This window comes from Parafrankia sp. EUN1f, assembly GCF_000177675.1.
In the GTDB taxonomy this organism is placed as follows: Bacteria; Actinomycetota; Actinomycetes; order Frankiales; family Frankiaceae; genus Parafrankia.
Map to the genome: position 1 here is coordinate 1 of NZ_ADGX01000218.1, position 11,449 is coordinate 11,449.

Annotated in this window: 7 protein-coding genes and 1 pseudogene; 3 read left to right on the forward strand and 5 right to left on the reverse strand. The window is 72.2% G+C overall.

Annotated features, from left to right (window positions below):
* A partial coding sequence (locus FREUN1FDRAFT_RS35380) for an enoyl-CoA hydratase-related protein (RefSeq protein WP_006545196.1) occupies positions 1-535 on the forward strand: 535 nt, incomplete at its 5' end.
* 60 nt (positions 536-595) lie between these two features.
* Here FREUN1FDRAFT_RS35380 and FREUN1FDRAFT_RS35385 read toward each other — a convergent pair.
* Entirely contained in the window at positions 596-1,522 is a 927-nt protein-coding gene (locus FREUN1FDRAFT_RS35385; protein ID WP_006545197.1) for an acyl-CoA thioesterase II, read from the reverse strand.
* A gap of 720 nt (positions 1,523-2,242) precedes the next feature.
* On the opposite strand from FREUN1FDRAFT_RS35385, the gene FREUN1FDRAFT_RS35390 reads away from it, so the two are divergent.
* Entirely contained in the window at positions 2,243-4,984 is a 2,742-nt protein-coding gene (locus FREUN1FDRAFT_RS35390; RefSeq protein ID WP_198144562.1) for an AAA family ATPase, read from the forward strand.
* On the opposite strand, the gene FREUN1FDRAFT_RS35395 is transcribed toward FREUN1FDRAFT_RS35390, so the two are convergent.
* Positions 4,981-5,895, reverse strand: a complete 915-nt coding sequence (locus FREUN1FDRAFT_RS35395) for a LysR family transcriptional regulator (protein ID WP_006545200.1) — start codon at positions 5,893-5,895, stop codon at positions 4,981-4,983. The two genes, FREUN1FDRAFT_RS35390 and FREUN1FDRAFT_RS35395, sit on opposite strands and share 4 nt — an antisense overlap.
* A 70-nt stretch (positions 5,896-5,965) precedes the next feature.
* Between FREUN1FDRAFT_RS35395 and FREUN1FDRAFT_RS35400 the strand changes: the two genes are divergently transcribed.
* Complete coding sequence (locus FREUN1FDRAFT_RS35400) at positions 5,966-6,721, forward strand: SDR family NAD(P)-dependent oxidoreductase (protein WP_006545201.1); 756 nt, start codon at positions 5,966-5,968, stop codon at positions 6,719-6,721.
* A gap of 87 nt (positions 6,722-6,808) precedes the next feature.
* Here the strand turns inward: FREUN1FDRAFT_RS35400 and FREUN1FDRAFT_RS35405 are convergent, their stop codons facing one another.
* The 3 genes and pseudogenes from FREUN1FDRAFT_RS35405 to FREUN1FDRAFT_RS35415 form a co-directional block, all read right to left on the reverse strand.
* Positions 6,809-8,434, reverse strand: coding sequence for an FAD-binding oxidoreductase (locus FREUN1FDRAFT_RS35405; protein ID WP_006545202.1), 1,626 nt, complete (start codon positions 8,432-8,434; stop codon positions 6,809-6,811).
* Between the two features lie 374 nt (positions 8,435-8,808).
* Positions 8,809-11,250, reverse strand: coding sequence for an acyltransferase domain-containing protein (locus FREUN1FDRAFT_RS45560; protein WP_006545203.1), 2,442 nt, complete (start codon positions 11,248-11,250; stop codon positions 8,809-8,811).
* A pseudogene (locus tag FREUN1FDRAFT_RS35415) lies at positions 11,247-11,449 on the reverse strand (hypothetical protein); the annotation flags it as partial. The pseudogene FREUN1FDRAFT_RS35415 and the gene FREUN1FDRAFT_RS45560, both read right to left, overlap by 4 nt.

Consider the following 11,449-nt stretch of genomic DNA (forward strand, 5'->3'; position numbering starts at 1 on the left):
CCCCAAAGCCACCATCGCCCAGGTCGAAGGCCTCGCCCTCGGCGGCGGCTTCGAGATCGCCCTCATGGCCGACATCGCCGTCGTCGGCCAGAACGCCCGCCTCGGCATGCCCGCCACCCGCTTCCTCGGCCCCGCACTCGGCTCACTCCACCTGTTCTTCCACCGACTCGGACCCGTCCTCGCCAAACGCATGCTCCTCACCGGCGACCTCCTCACCGGAACCGAACTCGCCGAACGCGGAATCTTCACCGAAACCGTCCCCGACACCGACGTCCCCACCCGCGCCGAATGGTGGGCCCGCAAAGTCTCCCGCATGCCCGCCGACGGCATCGTCATCGCCAAGGAAGCCTTCCGCCTCGTCGAACAACTCCAGGGCTACCAAGGCGAAGAAGTCCTCAGCTACCTCTTCCACGCCTACGGCACCAACCTCAGCTTCGAAGACAACGAATACAACTTCGTCAAGACCCGCGCCCAACACGGCGTCAAACGCGCCTTCGAACTCCGCGACGAACACTTCGAGATCCCCGAACCGTGAGGTCCCGGCCCGCCTCGGGCTCAGGCTGGGCCGCCTGGGTGTCTCCCGCGGTGCCCGTGGTCATCCCCTTCGGTGGAACCACAGCGCCGCGGTCTGGCTGCCGACGCCGGCGAGGGAGCCGTCGGGCGACCACAGACGTACCGAGCCGTGTCCGTAGCCGTCGGCCGCCTGATCGGGAATGCCGTCGACCAGCACCCACTCGCTGTCCGGGGCGGAGCCGACCCGGATCGTGTTGTCCAGGCTCGACCCGGACCCGGGATTGCCGAGGGCGCCCATCACCATCGTCGGCACCGAGTCGGCGACCAGCGCCAGCATCGCCGGGCGGGTCGCCGGGCGGCCGCCGAAACGCATCCAGAACCGTAGCCGCGGTTCTGCCGCACCGGCGGGCTGGCGTATCTCGACCAGGCCGAAGAAGCCGGGTGGGGTGGACGGGGGAAACCGCAGCCTGACCGGTTCGCATTCCTCGGGCGGGGGGAAGGCGGGCATCACCGGGAGTGTCCCGCCCGGGATCTCCGGGTTGGCCTCGGCCGCCGCACCGAGACCGGTGAGCACGACCCGCCCGGCGACAGTGCCGGTCACTCGCACCTGCGAGGTCCGGCGGCCCGCGGCGAGGACCTCCGCGACGAGATCGAGACGCTCGCCGTGCCTGGGCGAGCCCACGAACTGGGTCGTCGCCCATCGCAGGGGACGCGCGGCCGTCTCCTCGACGAGCGCGCCGACGAGAGCGAGGCCCATCCCGCCGTACATGCGCTGAAGCTGCGTGAGATGACGCTCCTCCATCGTGACCTCGGCCCGCGTCGTCAGAGACGCCGCCGAGTCACCGGCCGCCGCCGGACCGGCGTCGGCCACGTCGAGAAGCTCGAGGCCGAGCCAGCGCCGGTCGGCGCGACGTCGCGCCGCCTCGGTGCCGAGCCCGTCCACGTTCTCGCCCACCGGAACGGCCCCCGCGGTGCGGAGCACGTCGGTATTCGTCGTCAGATCGGCCACGAATCGACCCTAACATTAATCATTTAGATCTTTAGCGATACCACTTGCTCCGGACCTACGCCCACTTAGGCCGGCCTCGCGGCGGCGGCTCCCGCGCCCGCGCCGAGCCCGCCCCGGCCGCCGTGAACCACCCCCACGCCGGATCGCCAGCTCGCCACCGCGCCCGAAGTGCACCCGCCGCGGAAGTCGGCCCGGAATCCGCCACGCTTGCTTCGCGGACAGCATCGGACGGCACAAGCATGGTACACACCCCGGATAGGAAGCCGACAGAAATGACAATCAGCGAAAACCCCTTCCCCGGCCCGGGGGCTGAGACTAATGTCTCAGCGCACGCACCGGGAAAGCTCCTGCCGGCTCCGCCGGAGATCCAGCACCGACATCCGGGGGCCGCAGCGGCCACGGCGGGGGACATTCATCCACACGGGCAGACCACCGACCAGGACATGCGCCGTGTCGATCATCGGGCACCCACCACCGACGACAGCGGAGCGGCTAACACCGTCCGGACGCGCCGTCAAGAAAGAGTCGCGTATCCGCAGCCAGTCACTTCCTTATTCTTTGGCAGTGGCGACGGTGTTCCTGCGGTAAGGTCAGAACGCTATGCCGTAATTTGCGTGAGATCGCCCGCGAAGACGAACTCCGCATGTCTCGTAGGTAAAGGGCTCGACCGGACCGAAGTCACCCGCGGAACGCGCACCGATGCAGGAGGACGACCGAGCTGTGCCCCGACCGGACGCCCCCCACCACGACCTGGCAACCGGATACACACTGGTCGAAAGAGACCGCGAGAACGCCAGACTCAGCGCACTGCTCACGTTCGACCGGTACTCGCCGATCAGGGTCGCGGTCATCGAGGGCGCGGCCGGCCACGGAAAATCCGTTCTGGCCGCGGGCCTCGCCCATCAGGCCGAGGCCCGCGGCTTCCGCGTCCTCACGGCCGACGGGGCACACCGCGAGCGCGCTCTTCCCTTCGGGATAGTCAGTCAGCTGCTTCCCGGTGACAGCGAACCGCCCGGCGCCGCGCTGGGCGCGGCCATCACGGCCACTCTGGCCGACCGGGAGCCCGACGCCAGGGACGTCGACCGTGCTCTGTGGTACGTCACCCACACCTGGTGCGCGCACCTGGTCCGCGCCAGCGCCTCGACGCCGATACTCCTCATCGTCGACGACGCGCACCATGCCGACCGGGAGTCACTCACGATCCTGGTCCACCTGCTCCGCAGGTCGCGAGCGGCCCGGATAGCGACGCTGTTCACGGTCTGCGCGGATGCCACCCCCGCCGACCCCGCGGCGCTGGACGAGGTACGGCGCCGCCAGGACGGTGACGTGCTCCGGCTCGCACCGCTGACCGAGCACGGCGTCGCCACCGTGGTGGGCAGCCGGCTCGGTCCGATCGCCGGCTTCCGTCTCGCGCCCACCTGGCATCAGGTGACCGACGGGAGTCCGTTACTCGTCCACGCGCTCATCGACGACCAGCAGGCCAACGGCCGAGCGGCTGACGACAGCCAGGCCGGCGGCCCTGGACCTGGCAACCCGCGGACGGGTGAGCGCGCGGCGCCCGCGGGTGGCGACCATTTCCGGCTCGCCGTGCTCACCACACTCGATCGGATCGGCGGTCTCACCACCCCACTCGCCCGCGCGGTCGCGGTGCTGGGCCGGTCGGCCACTCCCCGCCTGCTCGACCAGCTGACCGGCCTGGGCCAGCCCGGGGTGGTCCGGGCGCTCCGCGCGCTGCACACCGCCGGCATACTGACCGCCCGCGGCCTGTTCCGGCATCCGGCGGCGCAGGACGCGGTGCTCGCGAGCACGGACGCCGCCGAACGGCGCCGGTTGAACTCGCGGGCGGCCGTCCTGCTGAACGCGGAGGGTTGCTCCGCAACCGTCGTCGCCCAGCATCTGCTCGACGCCGACAGCGAGCTGGAACCGTGGGCCGTGCCGGTGTTGGAGAACGCGGCCCGTGAGGCCTGCAACGACGGCGACCCGACGCTCGCGGCGGCCTTCCTGCGCGTGGCACTGCGGGCAGCGGACGGACCACAGCGCGCTTCGCTGACCGCCGAGCTCGCGGCGCTCGACTGGTGGCAGAGCCCGCGGGACTCAGTCCGCCATCTGTCATTCCTGGTCAACGCCGCGCGCGTGGGGCGGCTGTCCGCCGCCGAGGCCACCACCGCAGCGCAGTTCCTGCTCTGGCACGGTCGGTTCGACGAGGCGACCACGTTACTCGCCGATCTCGTCGGGCAGAACGAGCACCCGGACACCTCGACGCGGATCGAGATCCGCTTCATGGACCTGTGGCTGCGGTCCCTCTACCCGGAGGTCGCGCGGCAGCTGGTGCACAGGTCGCCACGCTGGGTCGACGAGCGGGCCCGGGACCTGCCGGCAATCTTCCATCCTCGGCTGGAGGCGGCGACTCAGCTGGCCCGGGTCCTGAGCGGCCGGCCGGATCCCGCGCTGCCGCTGCGGGCCGAGCAGATCATCCGACGCACGGCGCAGACCGGGTCCCCACCCGAGACGATCTCCGCGGCGTCCGTCGCCGCCCTCGCGCTGCTGTACGCGGGCCACTCCGAGGGCGCCCGGCGGTGGTTCGAGAACCTGCTGCGCAATGACTCCGTCCAGGCGTCGCCGACCTGGGCGGCGAAGCTGCTGGCGCTGCGGGCCGAGGCGGCGATGCGACTCGGCCAGGCCGACACCGCCGGGCAGCTCGCCCGGGCCGCGCTGTCCGCGTTCACGGTGGCTGACTGGGGCGTCGGCATCGGGCTGCCCCTCGGCGTCCTGGTACGGGCGATGACCGTGCTCGGCCGCCACGACGAGGCCTCCGAGCTGCTCAATCACCCGATCCCGGCGAACATGTTCCAGACCGGCTTCGGCCTGCACTATCTGGAGGCTCGTGGCCGGCACCGGATCGCGATCGGGCTGCACCGCGCGGCGCTGGACGATTTCCGGCTGTGCGGCGACCTGATGCGCAGCTGGGGAACCGACGTCCCGACGATGGTGCCGTGGCGCGACCACGCGGCCGAGGCGCTGCTCGGGCTCGGCGAGCCGGCCCATGCCCGGCGGCTGCTCGCCGAGAACGTGCCGCCCACAGCCCGGCGGGCCACCGGCGCCCGGGACGCCGGTGCGACCGCGGGCGCCGCGGCCAGCGACGCTGCCGCCAGCAGGCATCCCGCCGGAAGACGGCGTCGTGACACCGAGCTGGGCCCTGGCACCGGACGCGGTCACGCCGGCGCCGGCGCGTCGTCGAGGGTCCTGACCTCAGTGGACCGGATGGCCTCGCTGAGCGAGGCCGAGCAGAAGGTCGCCGCGCGAGCGGCCCGTGGGCAGACGAACCGGGAGATCGCGGCGGGGTTGTTCATCACGGTCAGCACGGTGGAGCAGCACCTCACCCGGACCTACCGGAAACTGCGGGTGGCAGGGCGTAAGGACCTGGCGCACCTGTTCACGACCGCCCGCATGCCCATCGGCTAGTGCCGCTCGGCGACCATCGCGGCGACCCGCAGCAGCGCCGCGATGGCGTTGGAACTACTCTGCTCCGACCGGGCGATGAGTACCCGCACCGGCGGTGCGTCCACTACCGGCACACAGGCGATGTCGTGGCGGATGTGGCCGCGGACCGACTCGGGCACCACCGCGACCACCCGGCCCAGCGCGACCAGCTGCATCAGCTGGATGCCGTCACTCACCACCGGCCCGGCCGGCGGCACCGACGGATCGCTGGAGGTGGTGAGGCCGGTCCGCGCGGACGGATCGGATTCGCCCGGCGGGCCCGCAGGGTCCGTGCGGTCCGAGGGCCACCGGGGCTGGACCTCGCCGGCCAGGTCAGCGACCCGAAGGGTCTCCCGGGCGGCGAGGGGATGGCTGGCGGGCAGCAGCGCCACCTGCCCCTCCACCGTCAGTTCCTCACAGTCGAGGCCGGTCGGCTCGTCCGGCGGACAGTGCAGGATGGCGACGTCGGCCCGCCCGTCACGGACCATGGCCGCGCGCTGGCCGTTCGCGAACACGACGTCGACGGCGACGGCGACGGGATCCTCGGCGTAGGCGGCCAGGATGCCGGGCAGCAGCCCCCCGTCGCCGCCGGACTTCATCGCCAGCACGATCGCCGGTTCCGGGCTGGCCGCGCGCCGGGTACGCCGCTCGGCGGCGGCGACCGCGTCCAGCACGTGGCGGCCCTCCTCCAACAGGACCCGGCCGGCCGGGGTCAGCGACACCCGACGGCTGGTCCGGTCCAGCAGAGTGACCCCGATCCGCCGCTCAAGCTGGCGGATCGCCCGCGACAACGGTGGCTGCGCCATCCTGAGGCGCTGCGCGGCCCGCCCGAAGTGCAGCTCCTCGGCGACGGTGACGAAATACGAGAGCTCCCGCGTCTCGAGTCGTTCCATACCCGCAGGGTATCGGTTGTTACCTGGACGGTATTTGAAACCGTCGACAAGCTGATGGTGAGCTTGGTCCATGGCCGAAGAGACAACAAAGTCAGGCATAGCACTCGTCACCGGCGCCAACAAGGGCATCGGCCGGGAGGTCGCCGCGCAGCTCGCCGAGCAAGGCTTCACCGTGGTCGTGGGCGCGCGTGACGCCGCGCGCGGCGCCGCCGCCGCCGACGAGATCTCCGCCGCCGGCGGGGACGCCCATTTCGTGCGACTCGACGTCACCGACGACGAGTCGGTCCGTATCGCCGCTGATTTCATAGGCGAGCGGTTCGGCCGACTCGACGTCCTGGTGAACAATGCCGGAATCTCGGGTGGCATCGACACCCTTGTCCCGAGCACGGCAAATCCGGGCGCGGTTCGCGCCGTCTTCGACACAAATGTCTTCGGCGTGATCAGGGTGACGAACGCGGTACTCCCGTGGTTGCTCCGCTCGATGGCGCCGCGGATCGTCAACCTTTCCAGCAGCGTGGGTTCGTTGTCCATCATGGGCGACCCCGCCGGCCCCTTCGCCAACGTGCCCGCCTCGGCCGGGTACGCGCCGTCCAAAACCGCGCTGAACGCCATCACGGTTCAGTACGCGAAAGAACTCCGCAAGGACAACGTACTGGTCAATGCCGCGGACCCGGGCCGCTGCGACACCGACCTGATCCGCGGTGTCGGCTTCCCCTCGCCGCGCACGGCGGCCGAGGGCGCGACGGTCGCCGTCCGGCTCGCCACCCTGGGCCCGGACGGACCCACCGGTGGGATCTTCAGCGAGACGGGGGCCGTGCCCTGGTAGTCAGCGCCCGCTGTCGGCAGCGCTGTCACCCCGGCGGCCCCGGCGTCACCGCCGGGGCCGCCGAGGCCGCCGAGGCCGCCGTGGCCGTCAGGACGGCAGGGCGATGGACAGCGCGTGCCGGAAGACGTTCCGCGGGTCCCAGCGCGCCTTGACCTGCTGCAGCCGGCGATAGCTGCCCTTGTAGTACAGCTGCGTCCACGGAACGCCGGAGGTGTTCCAGGCCGGATCCGCCAGGTCGACGTCGGCGTAGTTGATGTAGGAGCCGTCGGTGATACCGCCGAGAGCCGGGACACCACCGGTGTCGGCGTGCACGTCGCGGTAGAACTCGCGCAGCCAGGAGAGGTTCCGGTCGTCGTCGGTCGCCGCGTCCCAGTGCACGGTGTGCAGCACCTTCAGGACGGAGTCCCGCTGCGGGGTCGCCGTGGCGTCCGGCGCGACCGCGTTCACCCGGCCGCCGTAGGACGCGAACAGGACGCCGGCCAGGGGCGCGGTGAGGCCGGGCGCGGTCAGATAGCGGTGGGTCGTGGCGAGCTGGGCGTCCGTGTAGCTCGCACGCAGGTAGGAGCCCTTGGACTTGTTACGGCGTGCGACCACCGCCCCGGTGTCGGGATAGCCGGTGTAGTTGGTGGCCTGCAGCCAGGGGAGGGTCCGCTCACGGACCGTCAGGGCCGCCCGCACCGGGTCGACGACCGCGGCGCGGAAGCCCGCGAGCAGTGCGTCGGAGTCCGCCTCGTCCGGGTTCACCAGGACCTGTATCCCGACGACGGGGCTGGAGCTGACATGGGCGCAGGTCAGATTGGCGCTCAGCCGGGCGGCTGCGGCGTCCGGTGCGCTGTTCTCCGCGTGCCAGGTGAGGTAGCCCCGGACCAGCTGGCTGAACGTGGCGACGTCCAGGCCGCTCCACGGCCAGGCGAAGTCGATGAGGCGCGCCTGTGCCGGCGGTGTCGGAAGCAGCTTTGACGGATTGGTGCCGGTCGCGGCGGTGCTGCGCATCCAGTACTTCGTGACCACGCCGAAGTTGCCACCGCCGCCGCCCGTGTGGGCCCACCACAGCTCCCGGTTGGGATCACCAGGTTCGCGGGTGGCGACCACCGTGCGCGGTGTTCCCGAACGGTCGACGGTGACGACCTCGACCGCGTAGAGGTGGTCGGGGACGATTCCCGCCCGGCGGGCGAGGGCGCCGTAGCCGCCACCGGCGAAGTGCCCACCGACCCCGACCGCCGGGCACGTTCCGCCGGGGAGGGTGACTCCCCAGCCGGTGAACAGCGTCTTGTAGACCTCCCGCAGCGTCGCTCCGGGCTCAATCGCGAACGCGGTGCGGGCCGGGTCGTAGTAGATGGCGTTCATCTGGGCCATGTCGATCTGGACCTGCACGCTCGAGTTCGCGACGAAGTTCTCGATGCAGTGCCCGCCGCTGCGCACCGCGATGCGCTTCCCGGCCCGGACGGCCTCGGCCACGGCCTGTTCCACCTGCGCCGTCGTGCCGACCATCCGCACGTACTCCGGACTGCCGGCGAAACGGCCGTTCCAGCTGCGGACCAGGTCCTGATAACGCGCATCGCTCGGCCTTACGGTCGCGCCGCCGTAGGCCGGTTCGGTGGCGGGAGCGGCGACCGCCGCCTGGTCGGCGGCGAGAACCTCCGCGGACACACCCGCCGCGCCGAGAATTCCGGCGGAGGCGAGAAGTTTTCGACGAGAGACATCGGCTGGCATCGGATCTCCTGGTTGAGCACGACGGGCGGCTGAGAACCGTCTACTTTTTCTCGGCCCCGGAGCGGACGGCGCCGAACCTACGGAAGTCCGCCGCGATGCTCCAACCCCTAGCGACCCCAGATATCGATCGCCCGTTGGTCCGGCAGGCCACCGATTTCGACCGGCATCCCAGCTCAGCGGGCCGGTGTCGGGGACAACCCCGACACCGGCAGGTAGGGGTTTCCAGCGGCCGTGCAGGTCGCGAAGATCGATAACGGCGACGGCCGGCACCGGATTCAGGAGGCACGTCATGATCGGCTCGGGGTTGCACGCGTGCACGGGCACCGTGGGCGGCCGGGCACCCGCCAGCCCCGCCCGCCCGCCCCGCCCGCCCGTCAGCCCCGCCCGGCGAGCACCTCGGCAGCGCCGCGCATCAGGAACCCGGCGAGCTCATCCACATGCCGGTCACGCCAGCCCGCCAGTCGGGTGCCACGGACGACGTCGTTGAACGCACCGAGCGCCGGCCCGCCACGGACCTGGAAGTTCAACGCCTCGGCGGGATCGCCGGCCCGGGCCCGACGCGTGCTCTCCGCGAGATACCAGCGCACGACCAGCACCATGCGCTGGCGGACGTCCTCACGGGCGCCGGCGAGCACGGCGGCCGACCAGCGGTCCGGATCGGCCGACAGCTCCTGCCACACGTCGTCCAGGTTGCGGCGGAACAGATCCTTCTCCAGCCGCTGGCGGTCCTCGGCGCGCAGCGCTTCGAGTTCGCCATACCGGCGATACAGCTCGTCGAGCCGGTCGGCACGCGCCGCGAACAGGCCGCCGCGCCGCAGCACCGGCACCCGGCCACCCAGCTCGAAGGAGTCGACGTCGGGAGCAGTGGTGAAGTCGGCGACTCCCGCACTCGCCAGGAGGTCCTTCACAAGGTCGCTCGTGTCCGCTTCGACGGTGCACTGGTTGACCGATCCGGTCAGGACGAACTCGGCGCCGAGCGCGAAGGCCGCGGCGACGGCGCGCGGGGAGCCCAGACCACCGGCGGCACCCACCCGTACCTGCCCGGCGGCCTGGTGCACGTCCACACCGCCACCCACACCGCCACCCGCGACGGCGTCCGCGCCGGCGCCTGCCCGGTCGCGCACCGCGCGCACAGCCGGCAGCAGCTCCAGCAGCCCCGGACCGCCACCTGCCCAGGGCTCGACGCACAGGTCGTCGGCCATCGGGAGGTTCGCGCCCAGCCGCACCTCCTCGGCGGTGAGCAGTCCGCGTGCCCGCAGGTCCGCGGCGACGGCAGGTGGGGGCGGGGCCAGGAAGCGGGCCGCCGCGTCCGGATGTGCCACCTTGACCAGCATCAGCCGCGCCGGGCGGGGACGTCCGTCCGGGCCGGGCCGCAGGCCGGCGAGGCGCAGCCGCACCAGCGCCGCCGTGGGCTCGGTGAAGCCGGCAACCTCCACATCCGGCACCTCGCCGCGCACCAGCAGGTCGGCGAGGTCCTCGTCGCGCCGGGGATGCCAGGGCGCCCGGGTGATGTTCGCCCCCCACGGCGCGTGCGCGGGCAGGGCCGCCCGCAGCCGTGCCAACTCGGCCGCGACCCGCTCCAGGGGAACGTCGGAGGTTCCGAGATAGCCGAGCAGGCCGGTGCCGGCCATGCGCAGCACGAGGCGGGCCGACCCGACGCCGGCCCCCATGCCCCCCGCCGCATAGGCGATCCGTGCCCGGTGCGAGCGGCACCAGGCCGCCGAGCCCGGAAACTCCGGATCGTGCGCCGCCGGGGCCGCCATGGCGACCGGGGCAGGCTGGAGCACCTGGGCCACCGGAGCAGGTTGGGCCACCGGAGCGGGCTGGGCGACCGGGGCCGCCGGCTCCCCGCGCAGGACCAGGTCGGAGCCGAACCCGAAGGCCTCGTCGACCGTGGTGATCGTCCTGGTCTCAACGCCCAGGGCACGGAAGAACGAGGCCAACGCCGCGCGCGGGCCGACCTCGACGATGTGGCCGCCGGGTCCGGCCGCGGCGGCCAGCGTGCGCATGTCGTCCAGCCATCGCACCGGGCTCGTGATCTGGCGGGCGAGGTCGGCGGCGAACCGCCGGGGGTCGTGGAACTCGCCGGTCGCGTTGGAGACCACCGACGCCGCCCGCAGCGGATCGAGGTCGCCGGCCACCTCGGCCAGTCGCGCCGAGAACCGCTCCCCCGCCGGACGCATCAGCTGGGAGTGCGCCGGCACGCTGATCCGCAGCGGGATGAAGGTGAGGTCCGGGTGCGCGTCCGCGAGCACCGGGCGCAGGCCCGCCACACGGCCGGCCAGCCCGCTGATCACCACCTGCTTCGGCGAGTTCTGGTTGGCGACCTCCACCCCGGCCGCCGTCACCAGGTCGAGCGCGCCCGACTCGGCGATGTCGTCGAGGATCAGCGCGGCCATCGCACCCTGGTCCGCGGGCACCGCCTCCTGCATGGCGGCGCCCCGGGCACGTACCAGCCGCACGGCGGGCGCGAACGGCAGCGCCCCCGCGGCCACCAGCGCGGTGAGCTCGCCGAGGCTGTGCCCACCGAAGAACCGCGGGGCCAGGCCGAACTCGGCCGCCAGCACCCGGAAGACGGCGATCTCCATGGTGAGCAGGCAGGGCTGCGTGAACTCGGTGACATGCAGGCGCGGGTCGTCGGTGAAGCAGATCGCGCAGATGTCGATCCCGATGGCGTCCGAGGCCTCCTCGAACGCCGCCCGGGCGGCGGGAAACCGCTGGTGGAAGTCCTGGCCCATGCCCTGGCGCTGCGAGCCCTGCCCGGGGAAGACGACGACGTCAGCCCGCGACAGGGGTGGCCAGGTCTGGTCGGTCAACGCCCCTCCTCCGCCAGGGCGGGGCGACGGGCCGGGGCGGGACGATTCGGCGGTGGGATGTAGCCGACGTCCGCGCAGTGCTCCAGATAGCGGGTGACCAGGTCACCGATCGTGGGGCAGTTGATGCCCGCCGCACCCAGCAGGTTCCGGGTGTAGGTGGAGTCGGCGTAGGTGCTGCGGTCGTAGTGCTCGGGCCCCC

What these genes read in the sequence shown, in the direction of transcription:
- FREUN1FDRAFT_RS35395 (WP_006545200.1), bottom strand. Translation starts at nt 5,895, where the DNA reads ATGGAACGACTCGAGACGCGGGAGCTCTCGTATTTCGTCACCGTCGCC.
- FREUN1FDRAFT_RS35405 (WP_006545202.1), bottom strand. Translation starts at nt 8,434, where the DNA reads ATGCCAGCCGATGTCTCTCGTCGAAAACTTCTCGCCTCCGCCGGAATT.
- FREUN1FDRAFT_RS35400 (WP_006545201.1), top strand. Translation starts at nt 5,966, where the DNA reads ATGGCCGAAGAGACAACAAAGTCAGGCATAGCACTCGTCACCGGCGCC.